17 protein-coding genes are annotated in these 18,709 nt (G+C 71.8%); 7 read left to right on the top strand and 10 right to left on the bottom strand.

Annotation, left to right across the window (positions count from 1 at the left end):
• Positions 1–63 precede the first annotated feature (63 nt).
• Both ACQP1S_RS23540 and ACQP1S_RS23535 read right to left on the bottom strand, forming a co-directional pair.
• Positions 64–459 (bottom strand): hypothetical protein, encoded by a 396-nt coding sequence (locus tag ACQP1S_RS23540; protein WP_091237737.1) that lies wholly within the window; start codon positions 457–459, stop codon positions 64–66.
• A 174-nt stretch (positions 460–633) separates the two neighbouring features.
• Positions 634–1,620 (bottom strand): cytochrome c oxidase assembly protein, encoded by a 987-nt coding sequence (locus ACQP1S_RS23535; RefSeq protein ID WP_432899227.1) that lies wholly within the window; start codon positions 1,618–1,620, stop codon positions 634–636.
• 108 nt (positions 1,621–1,728) lie between these two features.
• Between ACQP1S_RS23535 and ctaE the strand changes: the two genes are divergently transcribed.
• The 5 genes from ctaE (at position 1,729) to ACQP1S_RS23510 (ending at position 6,909) form a co-directional block, all read left to right on the top strand.
• Positions 1,729–2,328, top strand: coding sequence for an aa3-type cytochrome oxidase subunit III (ctaE, locus tag ACQP1S_RS23530; protein ID WP_067314692.1), 600 nt, complete (start codon positions 1,729–1,731; stop codon positions 2,326–2,328).
• A gap of 72 nt (positions 2,329–2,400) precedes the next feature.
• A complete protein-coding gene (gene qcrC / locus ACQP1S_RS23525; RefSeq protein ID WP_091237731.1) occupies positions 2,401–3,234 on the top strand; it encodes a cytochrome bc1 complex diheme cytochrome c subunit in 834 nt (277 codons plus the stop codon).
• 67 nt (positions 3,235–3,301) lie between these two features.
• Positions 3,302–4,387 (top strand): cytochrome bc1 complex Rieske iron-sulfur subunit, encoded by a 1,086-nt coding sequence (gene qcrA / locus ACQP1S_RS23520; protein WP_432899222.1) that lies wholly within the window; start codon positions 3,302–3,304, stop codon positions 4,385–4,387.
• Positions 4,384–6,009: a cytochrome bc1 complex cytochrome b subunit gene (gene qcrB, locus ACQP1S_RS23515; RefSeq protein ID WP_432899219.1), complete on the top strand. Its 1,626-nt coding sequence runs from the start codon at positions 4,384–4,386 to the stop codon at positions 6,007–6,009. The genes qcrA and qcrB overlap by 4 nt, the downstream gene beginning before the upstream one ends.
• Before the next feature lie 222 nt (positions 6,010–6,231).
• Positions 6,232–6,909 carry a DUF4142 domain-containing protein gene (locus ACQP1S_RS23510; RefSeq protein ID WP_432899216.1) on the top strand — a complete coding sequence of 226 codons (678 nt, stop codon included), beginning with the start codon at positions 6,232–6,234 and terminating at the stop codon, positions 6,907–6,909.
• 223 nt (positions 6,910–7,132) lie between these two features.
• Here ACQP1S_RS23510 and ACQP1S_RS23505 read toward each other — a convergent pair whose 3' ends face one another.
• From ACQP1S_RS23505 to ACQP1S_RS23480, 6 genes are all read right to left on the bottom strand, one after another.
• The gene (locus tag ACQP1S_RS23505) at positions 7,133–7,420 is read right to left on the bottom strand and encodes an Lrp/AsnC family transcriptional regulator (RefSeq protein WP_091237714.1); all 288 of its coding nucleotides are present in this window, start codon (positions 7,418–7,420) and stop codon (positions 7,133–7,135) included.
• Positions 7,421–8,319: 899 nt separating this feature from the next.
• Positions 8,320–8,934: a hypothetical protein gene (locus ACQP1S_RS23500; RefSeq protein WP_432899213.1), complete on the bottom strand. Its 615-nt coding sequence runs from the start codon at positions 8,932–8,934 to the stop codon at positions 8,320–8,322.
• Between the two features lie 23 nt (positions 8,935–8,957).
• Entirely contained in the window at positions 8,958–9,815 is an 858-nt protein-coding gene (locus ACQP1S_RS23495) for a sugar phosphate nucleotidyltransferase (protein ID WP_432899210.1), read from the bottom strand.
• A complete protein-coding gene (locus tag ACQP1S_RS23490) occupies positions 9,812–10,333 on the bottom strand; it encodes an NUDIX domain-containing protein (protein WP_357776702.1) in 522 nt (173 codons plus the stop codon). The genes ACQP1S_RS23495 and ACQP1S_RS23490 overlap by 4 nt, the downstream gene beginning before the upstream one ends.
• A gap of 66 nt (positions 10,334–10,399) precedes the next feature.
• A complete protein-coding gene (locus ACQP1S_RS23485) occupies positions 10,400–12,187 on the bottom strand; it encodes a RelA/SpoT family protein (RefSeq protein ID WP_432908246.1) in 1,788 nt (595 codons plus the stop codon).
• A 128-nt stretch (positions 12,188–12,315) separates the two neighbouring features.
• Positions 12,316–14,073, bottom strand: coding sequence for a DEDD exonuclease domain-containing protein (locus ACQP1S_RS23480; RefSeq protein WP_432899207.1), 1,758 nt, complete (start codon positions 14,071–14,073; stop codon positions 12,316–12,318).
• Positions 14,074–14,326: 253 nt separating this feature from the next.
• Here ACQP1S_RS23480 and ACQP1S_RS23475 point away from each other — a divergent pair, with 253 nt between their 5' ends.
• Entirely contained in the window at positions 14,327–15,682 is a 1,356-nt protein-coding gene (locus ACQP1S_RS23475) for an NYN domain-containing protein (RefSeq protein WP_432908243.1), read from the top strand.
• A 144-nt stretch (positions 15,683–15,826) separates the two neighbouring features.
• Here ACQP1S_RS23475 and ACQP1S_RS23470 read toward each other — a convergent pair whose 3' ends face one another.
• Entirely contained in the window at positions 15,827–16,624 is a 798-nt protein-coding gene (locus tag ACQP1S_RS23470; RefSeq protein ID WP_432899204.1) for an FAD-binding oxidoreductase, read from the bottom strand.
• Positions 16,621–16,974, bottom strand: coding sequence for a hypothetical protein (locus tag ACQP1S_RS23465; protein ID WP_432899201.1), 354 nt, complete (start codon positions 16,972–16,974; stop codon positions 16,621–16,623). The genes ACQP1S_RS23470 and ACQP1S_RS23465 overlap by 4 nt, the downstream gene beginning before the upstream one ends.
• A 437-nt stretch (positions 16,975–17,411) precedes the next feature.
• Between ACQP1S_RS23465 and ACQP1S_RS23460 the strand changes: the two genes are divergently transcribed.
• Complete coding sequence (locus ACQP1S_RS23460) at positions 17,412–18,656, top strand: IS256 family transposase (protein ID WP_432899198.1); 1,245 nt, start codon at positions 17,412–17,414, stop codon at positions 18,654–18,656.
• Positions 18,657–18,709 lie beyond the last annotated feature (53 nt).

Genomic DNA, 18,709 nt, shown 5'->3' with positions numbered 1-18,709 from the left:
GGGGTGTGGTGGACGGATGCGCCCGTCACCCCGGGCGCCTGGGCGCCGCCGTGTACTTCTGACTCAGGCGGCGGCGTGCGTACGCAGCAGCTCGGCGACCGTGGTGCCGGTGGCCACCGGGTCGAGCGGGTACATCAGTACGCCGTCGACCTGTGCGTACGAGGCGAGCCATCGGTCGGCGGCACGGGCGATGACCACGCAGGTGGGCGGGGCGTCGTCCCGGTCGTCCTTGATCTGGCGGGCGATGCCGAGGCCGCCGCCGGGGCTGGCCTCGCCGTCGAGCAGCATCAGGTCGATCTCGTAGTCGTCGACCAGCCGGATGCAGCCGAAGTAGTCGGACGCCTCGACGAACTCAATCTTGAGCCCGGGGGCGGGACGGGTGCCGATGGCCAGCCGCATCCGGTCCCGGACCTGGGCGTCGTCGCTGTAGAGCAGGACGGTGCAGAGACGCTCGCTCATGCCGACACTCCGCTTCGCTCCGTGCCGTGATGAGGCACCGTCGCACTGAGCCTGACTCGCTCGCTGCGCTCACTCATGGGCTGTACTCCTCGTTGCTGCCGTTGATCGTACCGGGCGGTGTGGCGTACCCGACATCCGCCTGCCGACCCCGGGCGGACCGGGTGTCGCGGCAGCTCAGGCCGGGGTGCCGGGGGCCGCGGCCGGGGTGGCGGCGGCCTCGGCGGCGCGGTCGCGGGCCTCCTGGCGGTCCAGCTCGCGGTCCACCCGGCGGGCCTCCCGCTCGGACTGCTTGACCCACTGCACCACCAGCACCGCGAGCATCGTCACGCTGACGAACTCGCCACCCGCCCAGAGGATGCCGCCGGCGACCACCTGGTCGTTCCACGGGTCCGACCAGGCCAGGCCCAGCGACGGGTACCAGTCGCCGCCGAACAGCGTGGTGCTCTGCATGATGGTGAGCCCGAGCACGGTGTGGAACGGCACCGACAGCAGCATCAGCAGCGCCCGCGCCGGGTACGGCCAGCGGCCCGGCAGCGGGTCCAGCCCGAGCAGCGGCCAGAAGAACACGCAGCCGGTCATGATGAAGTGCGCGTGCACCAGCTCGTGCGCCCAGGCGTGTTCGAGGGTGTAGCGGTAGAGGTCGGTGAAGTAGAGCGCGAACGGGTTGACCACGAAGATGGTGAACGCCACCAGCGGGAAGCTGTAGATCCGGGCGATCCGGCTGTGCACCACCGCCAGCAGCCGGCGGCGCGGGCCGACCGGCAGGGTGCGCAGCGCCAGGGTGATCGGCGCGCCCAGGGCCAGGAAGATCGGGGAGATCATCGACAGCACCATGTGCTGCACCATGTGCACCGAGAGCAGGGCGGTGTCGTAGGCGTGCAGTCCGCTGACCGTGACCGCGGCGATGCCGCCCAGGCCCGGTCCGAGGAAGCAGACGGTACGGACCACCGGCCAGCGGTCGCCGCGCAGCCGGAGCCGGTAGACCCCGTAGAGGTAGAGGCCGGCGGCGAGCACCAGGCCCAGGGCCAGCCAGCTGTCCAGCCGGGTCTCGGTGAAGACCCGGGTGATGTCGAACGGCGGCGGTACCTCGACGCCGCCCGCCGCGAGGCTGGTGGGCGGGGTCGTCGAGGTGGCGGCGAAGATCGAATCGACGTGCAGCACGCTTTTCAGGCTAGGCCAGGCGAACCGGACCACCACGATCGGGCCATCCCTCACCCGGGTTTGGCCCCCCGCTGATCGCCCGCCCCGGTCAAGGGCAATAATGACCGCGTGACTGCGGCCCCAGCCATTGACAAGAGCCGGATCCACTCTCTGACACGGCCCAACATGGTCAGCGTCGGGACGATCGTGTGGCTCTCCAGCGAACTCATGTTCTTCGCGGCGCTGTTCGCGATGTACTTCTCGATCCGTGCGGCGGCGCCGGAGCAGTGGGAGAAGCACACCGAGGTACTCAACATCCCCTATGCGACCACCTTCACGGTGATCCTGGTGCTGTCCTCGGTGACCTGCCAGCTCGGTGTCTTCGCGGCCGAGAAGGGTGACGTCCACGCCCTGCGGCGCTGGTTCACGCTCACCTTCGTGATGGGCCTGATCTTCGTGCTCGGCCAGGCGAACGAGTACCTGACCCTGGTGCACGAGGGCGTGAAGATCAACGAAGACGGTTACGGGTCGATGTTCTACCTCACCACCGGCTTCCACGGCCTGCACGTGACCGGCGGTCTCATCGCCTTCATCATCTTCATGATCCGCACGACCATGGGCCGGTTCACTCCGGCCCAGGCCACGTCGGCGATCGTCGTGTCGTACTACTGGCACTTCGTCGACGTCGTGTGGATCGGGCTCTACGCCATGATCTACTGGCTTCAGTGATCTTGGCGTGTCACGTTCCGCGCCGCTGCTCCGTCCCCTGAGACAAGGTCCAACCGGTTAAGGACACAGGTCATGACTTCTGACAACGACCGCCGACGCGGTCTGCTCGCGCGCCTGCGCGGGCGGCCCGCGGCGCGCAGCAGGGGCCGCCGCCGGCTGGGCGCGGCGTTCCGGCTGATCGCCGCGTTGACGCTGGCCGGCGGCGCCTACACCGTCTTCGCCCCCGGCGTGCAGGCGCAGGAAAACCCGCCGCTGACCGGCGCCGCGGCCGAGGGCCGGGCGCTGTTCGACGTGAGCTGCGTGACCTGCCACGGCCGTAACGCCCAGGGCGTCGAGGGTCGTGGCCCGAGCCTGATCGGTGTCGGCTCCGCCTCGGTGGAGTTCCAGGTCAGCAGCGGTCGGATGCCGATGGCCCGGCAGGAGGCGCAGGCCATGCGCAAGCCGCCGGTCTTCACCGACGAGCAGGTACGCCAGCTCGGCCAGTACATCCAGGAACTCGGCGGCGGCCCGCAGGTCCCGCAGGGCAACCTCCGCGAGGGTGCCAACCTGTCCACCGGTGGCGAGCTGTTCCGGATCAACTGCTCGCAGTGCCACGCCTTCGGTGGTGGCGGCGGCGCGCTCTCCTCGGGCAAGTACGCCCCGAGCCTCGCGCCGGCCAGCGACGCGCAGATCTACGCCGCGATGCTCAGCGGCCCGCAGAACATGCCGGTGTTCGGCGACAACCAGATCACCCCGGAGCAGAAGGCGGACATCATCGCCTACATCCAGGAGTCCCTGAAGGCCGACCAGGACCAGGGCGGCTTCAACCTCGGCCGGTACGGCCCGTCCACCGAGGGCCTGGCGATCTTCCTGGTGGGCATCGTCGCGCTGGTCTTCGCGAGCCTGTGGATTGCGGGCAAGTCGTGACCGGGCGGATAGTCAACAGCATTGCCGTGGTGCCGTGCGCCGGCACCGCCCGTAGCGAGGTGACGGCATGAGCACCCAGACCGAGCAGCACGCCCCGCAGGGTCGGGAGCCGCTCGACGTCCACGACCCCCGGCTCTCCCGGTTCGACATCGTCACCGAGGGCGCCCGCCGGGACGACATCGAGATCGTCCACTACGAGGAGCAGGTCGTCCCGGGCAGCAAGGCCGAGCGCCGGCTGACCCGTACGGTCGCGGCGATGTTCCTGCTCACCGGCCTGGCCGCCACGGCGTTCCTGGTCGTCTACATCTGGTGGCCCTGGGAGTACGAGCCGGGTCGCGGCGGTGACAAGTGGTACACCCCGCTGCTCGGCCTCACCTTGGGCGTCGCTCTGCTCGGCATCGGCTTCGGCATCCTCACCTGGGGCAAGAAGTTGCTGCCCAAGGAGGTCTCGATCCAGGACCGGCACGACGGTCCCGGGTCGGCGGAGGACCGGAAGATCACCGGCGAGACCATGCTCTACCTGGCCGACGAGATGGGGGTGCGGCGTCGTCCGCTGCTCGGTGTCTCGCTGGTCGCCGGTCTGCTGCCGGTCGGTGCGGTCGCCGCGGCCCCGCTGATCGGTGGCCTGATCTCCAACCCGCACAAGAACAACCAGATGTTCACCACCGGGTTCGCGCCGGCCGAGGGCAAGAAGATCCGGCTGGTCCGCGAGGACGGCCGGCCGATCCGCCCCGCCGACGTCAGCGCCGGTGGCCAGCTGACCGTCTTCCCCGGCATCGAGCACGGCGTGAGCAACAAGCACGCCGACTCGCCGACGCTGCTGATCCACCTGCGGGAGACCGACGCGGAGAAGTCCCGGCAGGCCAACTCGCGGGTCGGCCACGGTGACTACATGTGGGGCAACTACGCGGCGTACTCCAAGATCTGCACGCACGCCGGCTGCCCGGCGAGCCTGTACGAGCAGCAGACCAACCGGCTGCTCTGCCCGTGTCACCAGAGCCAGTTCCTGATCACCGACAACGCCCGTCCGGTCTTCGGCCCGGCGAGCCGGCGGCTGCCCCAGCTGCCGATCGAGGTGGACGAGGAAGGCTTCTTCGTGGCGAAGTCCGACTACACCGAAACCGTCGGCCCCGACTTCTGGGAGCGGCCATGAAGCGCCGAAAGTTTGACGTAGCAGCGGTGCCGGGCAAGGCCGCCGGGGGAGTGGACGACCGCTTCCAGGTCGCCACCCCGCTGCGCAAGCTGCTCAACAAGGTCTTCCCGGACCACTGGTCGTTCCTGCTCGGCGAGATCGCGCTCTTCTCGTTCGTCGTGCTGCTGCTGACCGGTGTCTTCCTGACCTTCTTCTACGAGCCGGCGATGACCGAGGTGGTCTACAACGGCAGTTACGCCCCGCTGCGGGGCACCCCGATGTCCGCCGCGTACGCCTCCAGCCTGGACATCTCGTTCGATGTCCGGGGTGGCCTGATCATGCGGCAGATGCACCACTGGTCGGCGCTGCTGTTCATGGCCGCGATCGTGGTGCACATGATGCGGGTCTTCTTCACCGGCGCGTTCCGCAAGCCGCGGGAGACCAACTGGATCATCGGCTCGCTGCTGTTCTGGGTCGGCTTCCTGGCCGGCTTCTCCGGCTACTCGCTGCCGGACGACGGTCTGTCCGGCACGGGTCTGCGGATCGCCTCCGGCATCATGCTGTCGATCCCGGTGATCGGCTCCTGGGTCACCTCGTCGATCTTCGGGGGCGAGTTCCCCGGTGAGATCATCATCAGCCGGTTCTTCATCGCCCACGTGCTGCTGATCCCGGGTCTGCTGGTCGCCCTGATCAGCGCCCACCTGGGCCTGGTGTTCAAGCAGAAGCACACCCAGTGGCCCGGCCCCGGCCGGACCAACGAGAACGTGGTCGGCGAGCGGATGTTCCCGCGCTACGCGCTCAAGCAGGGCGGCTTCTTCATGGTCGTCTTCGGCGTGATCGCCCTGATGGGTGGTCTGTTCCAGATCAACCCGATCTGGTATTTCGGCCCGTACGAGGCGTGGGTGGTCTCGGCCGCCAGCCAGCCCGACTGGTACGTCATGTTCCTCGACGGCTCGACCCGACTGATGCCCGCCTGGGAGATCAACATCCCGATCGGCAACGGGTACGTCATCCCGCCGCTGTTCTGGCCGACGGTCGTGCTGCCGGGCATCCTGGTCGGGCTCTCCACGCTCTACCCGTTCGTGGAGGCCCGGCAGCTCAAGGACTACCGGCACCACAACCTGCTGCAGCGGCCCCGGGACGTCCCGGCCCGGACCGCGGTGGGCGCGATGGCCGTCGCCTTCTACATCGTGCTGACGCTCTCCGGCGCCAACGACGTGATCGCCGACAAGTTCCACATCAGCCTGAACGCGATGACCTGGGCGGGCCGGATCGGCCTGCTGATCGTCCCGCCGTTGGCGTACTACGTCGCGTACCGGATCTGCCTCGGTCTGCAGCAGCACGACCGGGAGGTGCTGGCCCACGGTGTGGAGACCGGCATCATCCGTCGCCTGCCCGACGGCCGGTTCGAGGAGATCCACCAGCCGCTCAGCGCTGTCGACGGTCACGGGCACGCCGAGCTGGACTACGTCGGCTGGGTGGTACCCAAGAAGATGAACCGGCTCGGGGCGCTCGGCCCGGCGATCCGGGGCTTCTTCTACCCGATCGAGAAGCCGGTCGAGGCGCCGGTCTCGCCGGGGCACCCGCCGGTGGAACCCCGCCCGGAGCGGGCGGAGATCGGCAGCGGCGAGTCCCGCCGCTGACCTCCCCGATCCACTCGACCGAGGCGCCCGCCGGAGGATTCCGGCGGGCGCCTCGTCCGTTGCCCGGCCTGCCTCGTCCGTCTCCGGTCCGGCGGGGGTCCGGTGCGGTGTCCGTTTCCCGGCCCGGTGGGCCGGCGCGACCGGACCCCAACGGGTGGAAAGCACAGGATTAACCCTCGCCAGCCGGGTATCCGTGCGGTCCAACGAAAACGGGGAGGAAACATGTTGGGTATCAAACGCCTGGGACTGCTGGCCACGCTGGCGGTGGTCGGCCTGGCACCCGCGGCTGCCGCGCAGGCCGCCGCGCAGCCGTCGGCGCAGGACACCCAGTACCTGCAGGCGGTGCACCAGGTGAACCTGGCGGAGATCGTCACCGGGAACCTGGCCCAGAAGAAGGGGCAGAACGAGCAGGTCAAGCAGTTGGGCCAGCAGTTCGTCACGGATCACACCCAGCTCGACCAGACGGTGCAGAGCACCGCGCAGCAGCTGAACGTGACCCTGCCGAACGCGCCGACGGCCGATCAGCAGAAGGTGATCGACAAGCTCAACGGCCTCAACGGAGCTGCCTTCGACAAGGCGTGGGTGACCGCTGAGCTGGCCGGTCACGTGCAGGCCATCCAGGCCACCCAGACGGAGATCTCGCAGGGCTCCGAGCAGTCGGTGGTCCAGTTGGCGCAGGACGCGCTGCCGGTGTTGCAGGCGCACTACGACGCGCTGGTGGCCCTGGCCCAGGAGTTGGGCATCCCGGTCCCGCAGACCAGTGCCAGCGGCACCGCGAGCCCCGGTGGCAGCGGTACGCCGGCACCGGGCGCCACGACCGAGTCCCCGGCCCCGGGTGGCACCACGGAGTCACCCCAACCGGGTGGCATCACCGAGACGCCCGCCCCGGACAACAGCTGACGTCTCGTACCACCTGATGGTGGCCGGTCCCCCGGGGCCGGCCACCGTCGTGCCTGCCGGTGCCCGCGACCGATGGCATCGGTCGGTGCTGGTCGGTGCCGGGTCGGGCGGTGCGGCGGTGCCGGTCGGCGTCGGGTCGGGCCGGTGTGGGGTCGGGCCGGTGTGGGGTCGGGCGGTCGGCCCGGCGGTGCGCCGGCGTTGGCCGCCGTGCCGGTGACGTCGGTCAGTCGGCGCTGGCCAGGCCGATGGCGAACGCCTCCTCCAGGTCGTGCTGGGAGTAGGCGCGGAAGGCGATGTGCGACTCGGTGTTGAGCACCCCGGGCATCTTGGAGATGCTGCCGGCGATGACCTCGGCGGTCTGCTCGAACTCCCGGACCCGGACGATGGCGATCAGGTCGACGTGCCCGGCCACCGAGTAGACCTCGCTGACGCCGGGCAGATTGGCCAGGTTCTCGGCCACCTCGGGGATCGAGTCGGTGGCGCAGTCGATCAGGACGATCGCGGTGATCACTGGACGATTCTCCGTTCGTCGTGCCCGGCGCGACGCCGGCCTGGTGTCGTTGACCATGCTAGTGCCGCACCCAGCTGCCTCTCCCGGTTGTCCCCGTCCCTCGCCCCTGCCCCCTGCTCCTCGCCCTGTCCCTCTGCCCTCTGCTCCTCGCCCTGCCCTCTGCTCCTCGCCTCTGCTCCTCGCCTCTGGCCCTTGCCCCTGCCGTCTGCTCCTGACCTCGCATCTACTGGTTGCTCGACGTGTGGCGGAGGCGGGCGAATTGGCTGGTCGGGCTCCCCAGGTAGGGCTGGCGAGTGTTCGGGTGACGGCCGGTGAGCAATCCGGTAGGGGTCTGCTGCGAGCGCGCCAGCCCTCGGCGTGAACATCGGACGGAAGGGTGTATGCCTGCCGGGCATATTTATGCCAGCCAGGCATACACGTCGCGCCACATAGTGTGGGTGGTGAAGGCTCGCCTATCCGCATGGCCCGCCGCCCGGACGAACCGCTGGCCTGCCTGGCCCGCGAAGCCCGAGGTCCGGAGGCGGTCTGCTGGCCTGCCTGGCCCGCGACGTCGTTGCCGAGGACTCACTGAACCCGGCAGCGGCGGGCTCGCCGACACCGTCGCGAGCCCGCCGCGAACGGCTGCTGTTGTGGCGCCCGAACGCGTGGCCTGTCGGAGCACCGATGGCCGGACCGTCGCAATGTCGCTGTTCCAGCGTTATCCGACCGATTAGATACCGCAAGACCGGCGATCTTGAGTCGACCAAGACCGGGTTGGCGGCGGGACGAACCCGGGCGGGCCGCAGTGGTGGAGGGCCGCAGTGGTGGAGGCAGGGCGGCGGGCTGATCGGGGCGGTGGGTTGCGGGCGTGCCGGGCCCGGGTCAGAGCAGTTGCGGGCGTGCCGGGCCCGGAGTGCGGGTCAGAGCAGCATGGTGCGCGGGTCGGCGGCCATGGCGCGCAGCCAACCGGCCGCCTCCGCCGCCCCCGGGCAGCGGGCGGTGTCCAGCGCGGCGGCCAGGGCGTACATCTCGGGGGGTGGGATGAGCAGGCTCTCCTTGCTGCGCAGCCCCAGCTTGACGGTGCCGGTGTCGGTGCTGACGGTGAGCACCGGGGTCCGGGTGACCGCGCCGGTGGCGACCAGCCCGCCGTCGCTGGAGACGCCGGTCTGCGCGATGGCCGTAGCGCGCAACGACACCGACCGGGCGGCCCGCAGGTCGACGGTCTTGGAGGCGAGCCTGACCACGGTGAGCCGGGTGCCCTCCAGCCAGGCGCCGGCCCGCACGACGCTCGTCACCAGCAGGCCGATGAGGAGCATGACGAGCGCGGCCGACAGGAGCGCGACGAGCGCCGGCACCGCCGTGCTGCCCGAGGTGTTGTTGCCGGCCGCCGCGTTCAGGCCGGTCCCGATGAAGGCGCCGACACAGCCGCAACCGACCGTCAGGATGGCACCCAGCACCAGCAACGACACGATGCGACCGGTACGGCCCGACCGGTAGCCGACCGACAGGGTGATCCGGGGGGCGGAAGGCTGCATGCTGGTGATTCTGACACCGGCGATCAAGGCCCGCCCGGTACGGCGGCCACGGTGAGGCCGTCGGCCCGGATCACGTCGCGCAGCCGTTCGTCCGGGCCGACCGTCGCGCCGGGCCAGACCACCACCCGCTCCACGTCGCCGCGCACCACCGCGCCCGCACCGACCACCGCGCGCCGGGCCCGGCCGGTCACGGTGGCGTCCGGGGCGATCAGGGCATCGTCGCCGGCGGCATGCAGGTTGGCCGCCAGGTAGTCGGCCGGGGTGCCGGTGTCGAAGAACGTGCCGGGGTACGGCACCACGGTCAGCTCACCGACCGCCTCGGCCGGCCGCCACACCGTGCGGACCAGGTCGCCGAAGCGGGCCGGCAGTTCCCGCACCCGGTGCCAGGGCAGCAGTGAGAAGCCGGTGAAGACGTGCCCGTCGAAGGTGCCGGGAGCGGTCGGGTCCGGGGCCGGCCGACCGAGCAGCCGTACGGACCGGTGGTCCCAGCCGGCCAGCAGCGCCGCGATGTCCGGGCCGGGGGCGACCCGGGGATCGGCCAGGTAGGCGTCGGCGTTGCCGACCAGCACCCCCCGGCCGGCGATCCAGTCCCGCAGGTTGCCCAGGCCCCCCGCGGTGCCCAGCGGATCGCCCGGCTCCACCGACAGGTGCGCCCGGTCGCCGACGTGCGCCACCACCTGGTCGGCGAGGTAGCAGGCGTTCACCGCGACCCGGTCCGGTCCGGTCAGGCCCAGGCCGGCGAGCCGTGCCAGGGCCCGGTCCAGCAGTGGCACGTTGCCGACCGGGCAGAGCGCCTTGGGCACCCGGGCGGTGAGCGGGCGCAGCCGGGTGCCCTCACCGGCGGCGAGCACCACCGCGCACAGGCCGTCCGGGGCGGTCACGTCGTCGGTTGGCCGGCCTGCGGCCCGATGCCGTAGTGGCCGAGCAGGTTGGCGGTGGCCCGGCTCAGCCGGGGGAGGTCGTCCAGCGGGTGCCAGGCCGCCTCGAAGACCTCCGCGCCGTCCACCTTCAGCGTGGTGGTGGCGGCGGGCACCTCCACCTCGAAGACCATGTCCACCCAGCCCCGGGCGTGCACCAGGGCGTTCGGCACGGCCGGGCGGAGCTGCTCCGGGGCGAGCCGCACCCCGGACTCCTCGTGCAGCTCGCGGGCCGCCCCGACGACCGGGGCCTCACCGCGTTGGAGCAGCCCGGCGGGCAACGTCCAGCTGTGCCCGGGGGGTTGGCGCAGCAGCAGGAGCCGGCCGGCCCCGCCGGCCTCGCTGTCCCGGACCAGGGTCACCGCGCCGACGACGTACTTGGGCCCGGCGAGCCGGACCAGGCGACGCCGCACCGAGACCGGCAGCCGGTAGAAGACCTTGTACGCGACGGCCCGGCCGGTGGCGCGGGAACGGAGGATCATGGCTCCAGGCTAGGCCGTCGGTGCGCTGTCGTGGGGTGCGGGGCGACCGGTCACCCGGCCAGGGATTCACTGTCGATGGTCGACAAGGTCGATGAGCTGACGGACCACGGTGTCCGGCTCGACCGCCCGGTCGAAGACCGCGACCAGCAGGGTCTCCAGGTCGGGGTAGCCGAGTTCCTCCGACAGCCGCAGCAACGGCAGGTCGCTGGCCAGCCCTCGGTGGTGCGTGCGCAGCGCCAGGCCGATGGTGGCCCGCCCCAGGCGGACCTTGTCGGCGATCGAGATGCCGGGCTCGACGTGCTCGGTGAACCAGCGGCTGATCTGCATCTGCGCGTGCGGCGACTTGACGAAGTCGAGCCACTCGCGACGGGGGCCCCGGGGGGCGACGTCCGCCGCGAAACCGCTCTCCGCGTCGTTCTCCGAGTAGATCTCCACGACGTCGCCCTCGTCCAGTTCGGACGCCAGCGGGGCGAGCCGGCCGTTGATCCGCGCGGCGAGGCAGTGGTCGCCCCGCTCGGTGCCCAGCTCGTACGCCAGGTCGACCGGGGTGGCCCCGGCCGGGAGCACCACCTGCCGGCCGTCGGCGACCACCTGGATCTGCGCCTCGGCCAGGTCGCACCGCAACGACTGGAGGAACTGGACCGGGTCGGGCGCCTCCTGTTCCCAGTCGAGCACCCGGCGCAGCCAGGAGAGCTGGTCGGTCTGGCTGCCCCCCGTGGCGGCGCGGGGGAAGCGGAAGTCGGCAGCCACCCCGTACTCGGCACAGCGGTGCATCTCCCGGGTGCGGATCAGCACCTCGACCGTGCGGTCCTGCGGGCCGCAGACGCTGGTGTGCAGGGACCGGTAGAGGTTGTTCTTGGGGGAGGCGATGAAGTCCTTGAACCGGCCGGGGATCGGCCGCCAGCGCCCGTGCACCGCGCCGAGGGCGGCGTAACAGTCGGTTGCCGGGCCGTCCACCACGATCACGATCCGGGGCAGGTCGTACGGGATGGCGTGCCCGCCGGCCACGGTGTCCTTCCAGATCGAGTAGAGGTGCCGGGGGCGGACGCTCACCTCGGCGTCGACCCGGCTGCGGCGGAGCGACACCTTGGCCTGGGCCACCACGTCGTCGAGGTAGGCGTCCCAGCCGGGCCGGTCGTGCACGTGCCGGGCCAGCCGGGCGTGCTCGTCGGGCTCCAGGTGCAGCAGCACCACGTCGTCCAGGTCGCGCTTGAGGGTCTGGATGCCGAGCCGGTCGCAGAGCGGGACCAGCACCTCCTGGGTCTTGCGGGCGATCCGCTCCCGGGAGGCGGCCGAGCGGACCCCGAGGGTGCGCATGTTGTGCAGCCGGTCGGCCAGCTTGATGATCAGCACCCGGACGTCCTTGCCGGCCGCGATGATCATCTTGCGGATCGTCTCCGCCTCGGCGGCCTTGCCGTAGAACGCCTTGTCGAACTTGGTCACCCCGTCGACCAGGTGCGCCACCTCGTGCCCGAAGTCCTCGCTGAGCGCCTGGAGGGTGTAGCGGGTGTCCTCCACCGTGTCGTGCAGCAGCGCCGCGACCAGGGTGGTGGTGTCCATCCCGAGGTCGGCGCAGATCTGGGCGACCGCCAGCGGATGGGTGATGTACGGCTCGCCGCTCTTGCGGAACTGACCACGGTGCATGTTCTCGGCGATCGTGTACGCCCGGCGTAGCACCGAGGCGTCCGCGCTGGAATGGATGCCGCGGTGGGTGCGGACGAGCTGGGTCACCGGGTCGGCGTCGTTGGCCGGCCAACTCAACAGGGACCGGAGCCGCCGGGTCAGGGGCAACTCACCCGGCTGGGCCGGGAGCGCACCCCCCAGGGCGGCGCCGTGTCCGGCGTCGACGTCCACGAGGGACACCTCCTCACCCCGGCTCCACGGTCACCGTCCCCGGTAACCGGAAGCAGGCCCACGAAACGGGCAGGACTGCACTCCCTTAACAGACTAAGCGAGGCGAGGTCGTCCGATCGGTCACTTGCTCATGGGCGTTCGGTCGAGAGTTGGTGGGACCCCCCGCCCTCGGCCTTCGCCAGCAGGTCACGGAACCGCCCCGCGCCGGCCACCGGGGACGACCAAACGGAGGTCATCTCGACCAGCCGGGTCTCCGGTCGCTCCAACCAGGACAGGATCCGCTCGGTCTCCTCGGCGGTGGCCCGGGGCACCGGACCGTGCCCGCCCGGCTCCACCGTCTCGGCGGTGGCCCGGATCGCGGTGATCGTCGGTCGCGGATGGACGCCCGGCGGGGACACCCCGGCGCCGGCGAGCCGCCCGTGCCGGACCAGCGCCAACTCCCAGCCACCCCCGGCGGCGGGCCGGGCGGCGGCCAGCTCGGCGATCCGGGTCAACGCGGCCAGCCGCTGCATCCGGACAGCGGCCCGCAGCACCGCCGCCAGCCGGGACCGCACCACCGCCGCCTCCTCGTAGCGCTGCGTGGTCGCCAGCGCCTCGATCCGGGCCAGCAGGGCGTCCACCACCACCTGCGGGTCGCTGGTGGTGGCGGTGCGGAACGGGGCGACCGCGCGGTCGTCGTACTCCTGCGGGGTGATCCGGTGCTCGCAGGGTGCCGGGCAGCGGCCCAGCTCGGCCAGCGCGCAGGCCGGCGTGACCGTGCGCAGCGACAGCCGGTGGGTGCACTGCCGCAGCGGCACCGCGTCGTGGAACCCGGCGGCGGCCAGCTCGGCGGCCTGTTTGGAGCGGAACGGGCCCAGGTAGGCGGTGTCACCGGGGGCCAGGCCACGCACCACCGACAGCCGGGGGTACGGCCCGTCGGTCAGCTTGAGCCACACCATCCGCTCCGGATACTTCGACCGGCGGTTGTACGGCGGCGCGTGCGCGGCGATCAACCGCAGCTCGCGTACCTCCGCCTCCAGCGGGTGGGCGCACTCCACCGCTTCCACCCGCTCGGCGGCGGCCAGCATCTCCGACATCCGGGCCCGCTTCTCGGCGGCGGTGAAGTAGCTGCGGACCCGGGTGGCGATGTCGCCGGAGGTGCCCACGTAGAGCGGCCGGTCGTCGGCGGCCCGGAAGATGTAGACCCCGGGTGCCTTGGGCAGCCCGTCGGCCAGGTGCCGCTTGCGCCGCTGGGTGGGGGAGACCGCCCGGGCGAACTCGATCGCCTCGCCGACCGTGTCGACCCGGTGCCCGCCGAGGCGGGCGATCAGCCCGTGCAGCACGTCCACCGTCGCCTTGGCATCGTCCAGCGCCCGGTGGGTGGGTTGGGTGGTGGTGCGGAAGTAGGCGGCCAGGGTGCCCAGCTTGCGGTTGGGCACCTCGTCGCGGCTGAGCACCCGGCGGGCCAGCGCCGCCGTGTCCAGCACCCGGGGGTTGGGCCAGCGGTAGCCGTGCTTCGCGCAGGCGGCCTTGAGGAACCCGACATCGTAGGGCGCGTTGTGGGCCACCAGCACGGCGTCGGCGATGAACTCCAGGAAACTCGGCAGCACCTCCTCGATCGGCGGGGCGGGGATCAGCATGGCCTGGGTGATCCCGGTCAGCACGGTGATGAACGGCGGGATCGGCACCCCCGGGTTGACCAGGGTGGCGAGCACCCCCAGCTCCTCGCCGCCGCGCACCTTGACCGCGCCGATCTCGGTGATCCCCCCGCCGTCGGGTGAGCCGCCGGTGGTCTCCAGGTCGACCACCACGAACGTCGTTGCATACAACGGCAGGGCCGGATCGACGCCGCCGGCCGACTGGTCCAGGCCGGCCAGGGTCTGCTGGACGTACTCCCCAGGTGCCACGGGCGGCAGGTTAACCGTTCGGTGCGACACTCCCGTCACCGCAGCCCCAAGGGCCCCTGCCGGCATAGGATGAGAGATCGGCTCACTCATCCGGCGGTGGGCCCGGTCGCGGTGGGAGACTTGCCCCATGCCCCTCACCGAGCCGTACGACGACCACCTCCCGGAGGAGGGGTCGTCCGTCGCCGCGCCCGAGGCCGGCGGGGACTCGGGTGCGGGGGCGCCCGAGCCCGAGCCCACCCTGCCCGAGCCCACCCTGCCCGAGTCCGAGGCTGGCCTGCCCGAGTCCGAGGCTGGTCTGCCGGAGCCGGAGCCCACCCTGCCCGAGTCGGTCCGGCAGCGGATCGTGGCGCTCACCGCCGCCGTCCTGCCCGGTCTGCCCGCCGACGAGGTGCCGGTGCCGCTGCGCCGGGTGGCGAAGTTCGCCCCGAACCGCCGGGCCCGGCTCGGAGGTTCGGTCATCGCCGCCCAGCTCACCGCCGACCCGCTGTTCCGGCAGCGGGTCACCGCCCGGGTGCTGGCCGACGCCGGTGACCTCGGCGCGGCCGTGGTCGAGGGCACCGCGCCGGCCGCCGCCGACCCGGTCGAGGTGGCCGCCCTGGCCTACCTGGTCCGACCCCGGGGCTGGCGGGAGCTGATCGACGCCAGCGGCGCGGCGGTCCGCGCCGAGGCGGACAGCGCGGTCGTCGCCGAGCTGGTCCGGGAGGCCGAGCAACGGGCCACCCGGGCCGAGCACGACCGGGCGGTGGCCCGGGTCGAGGCGGAGAAGCTCCGCGACGAACTGGCCCGGGTCCGCGAGGAGTTGGGCCAGCTCCGGGAGGAGTCCCGGCAGCTCCAGCGCAGCCTGCGGGAGACCCAGACCCGGGAACGCCGGGCCAACGAACTGCTCGCCACCGAACGCGGCCGGGCCACCCGGGCCGCCGCCGACAGCGACGCCGAACTGCGCCGGGCGCGGGCCCGGCTGGCCGAGGCCGAGGCGGCGGCCGGGGTGGCCAAGGCCAGCGCCAAGGAGGCCCGCTCGGTCGACGACGCCCGGCTGTGGCTGCTGCTGGAGACGATCGGCCAGGCCGCCGTGGGGCTGCGCCGGGAACTGGCCCTGGACCCGGTGGACAAGCTCCCCGCCGACTTCGTGGCCGACGCCTTCACCGACGCCCCGGTCACCGCCCAGAGCGGGCCGGCCACCCGCGCCCGGGACACCGACGACCCGGCCCGCCTGGACCAACTGCTCGCCCTGCCCCGGGCGCACCTGGTCGTCGACGGCTACAACGTCACCAAGCGCGGGTTCGGTGAGATGTCCCTGGAGCAGCAGCGCAAACGGCTGATCACCGGGCTCGGCGGGATCGCCGCGCAGACCGGTGACGAGGTGACGGTGGTCTTCGACGGGGCGGAGCGGATGCACGGCCTGCCGCCCACCCCGCGCGGGGTGCGGGTGCTCTTCTCCCGCAAGGGCGAGACCGCCGACGAGCTGATCCGTCGGCTGGTCCGGGCCGAGCCGCCCGGCCGCCCGGTGGTGGTGGTCTCCTCCGACCGGGAGGTCGCCGACGGGGTACGCCGGCACGGGGCGTACCCGCTGGGCGCGGACTCGCTGCTGCGCCGGCTCGCCCGCTCCTGAGCGGCGCGGACGGCGTCGGCGCGGTGGCCGTCGACCAGGGTGTGCGGGCACCGTCTCGGCGACGAGCGCGCCGAACCGGGCGGGCGCGCTGCAGTACCCCGTGAGGAGGACCGGGCGGACGTCCGGTCCGGGCTGGCCACAGTGTCAGCGGGGGATCTCCGGGGCCATCGGGTGGGGCAGGTGGAGGCGGTCCTCGGGCACTCCCGCCAGGGGGAGCCGGTGGCGGGCGTCGTCCAGAAGCGCTGGTGGGCCGCAGACGTACACCTGGTGGTGGGGTCGGTGGTGGCGCAGGGCGAGGGTGAGCGCGTCGCCGTGCTCGGCGGGTGCGGCGTGCGGGTCGTGGGAGAAGGCGGGCACGATGGTCAGCCAGTCGTGGGCCTGCTGGAGCCTGTCCAGGGTGATCGGGTCGTACAGGTCGGCGAAGGTGCGGGTGGCGGCGATCAGGGTGACCCGGCGGCCGTCAGGGGCGGCGGCGACCTGTTCGACCAGGGCGCGCAGTGGGGCCAGGCCGGTGCCGCCCGCGACCAGCAGCAGGTCACCGTCGCGCAGGTACAGGCCGGTGTCGTGAGGTGGGCCGAGGTGCAGCAGGTCGCCGGGGCGTACCTCGTTGACGAGGCTGGCCGAGACGGTGCCGGCGGGCACCGCGCGGACATGTAGCTCGATGGTGCCGTCGGGGCGTGGGGCGTTGGCGGGGGAGTACCAGCGCCACCGGCCGGGGTGGTGTGCGGTGTGCACGGGGACGGCCTGGCCGGGGCGGTAGGCCAGCCGGGACCAGGGGCGGACGGTCAGGATGGCGGTGCCGGGGCAGGGCCGGTCGTGCTCGGTCACCCGGGCCGGCACGCTGTCGCCGGCCCACCCTGCCGGCTCGGCGGTGTCGTCGGCCCGCGTCGACTGCGGCAGTGCGGCGGACCGCTCCGACGGCGGGTGGTGGGTGGCGCTCATCGGGCCACCGCCCGGCGCACCTGGGCGATCCGTTTGTCGGGCAGGTCGGCCGCCCAGCACACCCCGACCAGGTAGTCACCGACGCGCCGATGCTGCTCCTCGGACAGGCCGAGCCCACCCCAGGCGTCCGCCGGCTCCCCGGCGAGCGCGGCGGCGACGCTCGCCGTCAGGTGCGCGGCCAGCCGAACCCGGTCCACCCCCACGAGGTACGGGGACAGCTCCGCGTCCGCCGTCACCAGCCGCAGCCAGCGGCGGACGATCTCGGCCGGTGTCATGCCGCAGACGTCCTGCCCCGGCTGGTCGTCACCGGGTGCCCGCTCCCCGTCGGGGATGTCTGTCCTGGTGGTCATCGTGTCTGCGCCCCTGTGCGTCGCGGAAGGTGGACGGACACCGGGGCGGGCGGGGACGAGGTCGTGTCGTTCGGGTCGACACCACCCCGGAGCCCGGCACCCGCCCCGGGCCATGCATCCCAGCGTCGAGGGGAGCCGGACCAGCAACCACAGCACCCAAGGAGCCGAATTGACGCATCAATGTGGCATCTGCGTACCCGCGACATCGACAGATGGTTACTACAGTGACGGCAGGCGAAGGGAGTTCGTGGGGTGGCTCTGAAGCGACATCGGCTCTGCCAGCGACGTAAGGCGCTTGGCCTCAGTCAGGAGCGGTTGGGGTTGCGTCCACGGGAGTGGTGTACGACTTGCCCGTGATGGGCGTGTTGCGTAGATGAGAGACGGCCATCGCGTCGATCCTTCAAGACGACCAAGTCAGAGAAGGAAGAGAGACCGCGATGGCCGCATCTGAGAGTGTGAACCCTGTTGAGCTGCTGCGCGAGCAGATCGAGGGCGCGTCGCCGGACGTGTTGCAGGCGATGATCAGAACGTTCGCGCAGGCGGTGATGTCCGCCGAAGCCGACGCGATCTGCGGTGCCGGGTATGGGCAGCGCAGCGACGAGCGGGTCAACTCCCGCAACGGATACCGGGTGCGGGAGTGGGACACCCGTGCCGGAACGATCGACCTGGCGGTGCCGAAGCTGCGCACTGGTTCGTACTTTCCGGACTGGCTGCTGACGCACCGCCGGCGAGCCGAACAAGCTCTCGTCTCGGTGGTGGCAACCTCCTATCTGCTCGGCGTCTCGACTCGTCGGGTGGAGAAACTGGTCGAGCAGCTCGGCGTCCGGCAGCTGTCCAAGTCGCAGGTGTCAGAGATGGCCGCGCACCTCGACGCGCAGGTCGAGGCGTTTCGCAACCGGCCTCTCGACGCCGCGCATTACACCTTCGTGTGGATGGACGCCCTGACGATGAAGGTCCGCGAGCACGGGCGCACGGTCAACGTCCACGCGCTTATCGCTGTCGGCGTCAACGCCGACGGACAACGTGAAGTCCTCGGCCTGGACGTCGCCTCCGACGAGGACGGCGCCGGATGGCTGGCGTTCCTACGGTCGCTGACCGCCCGGGGCCTGTCCGGCGTCCAACTGGTCATCTCCGACGCCCACCGCGGCCTCGTCGCCGCGATCGGCGCCGCCCTGCCCGGCGCGGCTTGGCAGCGCTGCCGCACCCACTACCTGCGCAACCTGCTCACCAAGGTCCCCAAGTCGGCCCAGCCGTGGATCGCCACCCTGGTCCGCACGATCTTCGACCAGCCCGACGCCGACGCCGTCCACGCCCAGTACGGGCGGGTCGTGACCACGATCGAGGCGAAGTTCCCCGCCGCCGCCGAACACCTCGACCACGCCCGCGACGACCTCCTGGCTTTCGCCGGCTTCCCCCGCGAGATCTGGCGCCAAATCTGGTCGAACAACCCTCAGGAACGGCTGAACAAGGAGATCCGCCGCCGCACCGACGTCGTCGGGATCTTCCCCAACCGGGCGGCGATCATCCGCCTCGTCGGCGCCGTCCTCGCCGAACAGACCGACGAATGGACCGAAGGACGCCGCTACATGGGCCTGGAACTCCTCACCAAAGCCCGCCCCGTCATCGTCGAGCCAGACCAACACGACACCGACCACGCCGATCCCAGCCCGATCGCCGCCTAACATCAAACCGGATCCCGCGATGGCCGTCTCTTACACCACCAGCGCGGACGTGA

Source organism: Micromonospora matsumotoense (assembly GCF_050951065.1).
Lineage (GTDB): Bacteria > Actinomycetota > Actinomycetes > Mycobacteriales > Micromonosporaceae > Micromonospora > Micromonospora matsumotoensis.
Note: the sequence above shows the minus strand (reverse complement) of the source record. Positions and strands in the feature narration are given on the sequence as shown.

Coding starts and splice junctions, on each gene's coding strand:
- ACQP1S_RS23540 (WP_091237737.1), bottom strand. CDS start 459: ATGAGCGAGCGTCTCTGCACCGTCCTGCTCTACAGCGACGACGCCCAG.
- qcrC (WP_091237731.1), top strand. CDS start 2,401: ATGACTTCTGACAACGACCGCCGACGCGGTCTGCTCGCGCGCCTGCGC.
- qcrA (WP_432899222.1), top strand. CDS start 3,302: ATGAGCACCCAGACCGAGCAGCACGCCCCGCAGGGTCGGGAGCCGCTC.
- qcrB (WP_432899219.1), top strand. CDS start 4,384: ATGAAGCGCCGAAAGTTTGACGTAGCAGCGGTGCCGGGCAAGGCCGCC.
- ACQP1S_RS23510 (WP_432899216.1), top strand. CDS start 6,232: ATGTTGGGTATCAAACGCCTGGGACTGCTGGCCACGCTGGCGGTGGTC.
- ACQP1S_RS23500 (WP_432899213.1), bottom strand. CDS start 8,934: ATGCAGCCTTCCGCCCCCCGGATCACCCTGTCGGTCGGCTACCGGTCG.
- ACQP1S_RS23490 (WP_357776702.1), bottom strand. CDS start 10,333: ATGATCCTCCGTTCCCGCGCCACCGGCCGGGCCGTCGCGTACAAGGTC.
- ACQP1S_RS23470 (WP_432899204.1), bottom strand. CDS start 16,624: ATGAGCGCCACCCACCACCCGCCGTCGGAGCGGTCCGCCGCACTGCCG.
- ACQP1S_RS23465 (WP_432899201.1), bottom strand. CDS start 16,974: ATGACCACCAGGACAGACATCCCCGACGGGGAGCGGGCACCCGGTGAC.
- ACQP1S_RS23460 (WP_432899198.1), top strand. CDS start 17,412: ATGGCCGCATCTGAGAGTGTGAACCCTGTTGAGCTGCTGCGCGAGCAG.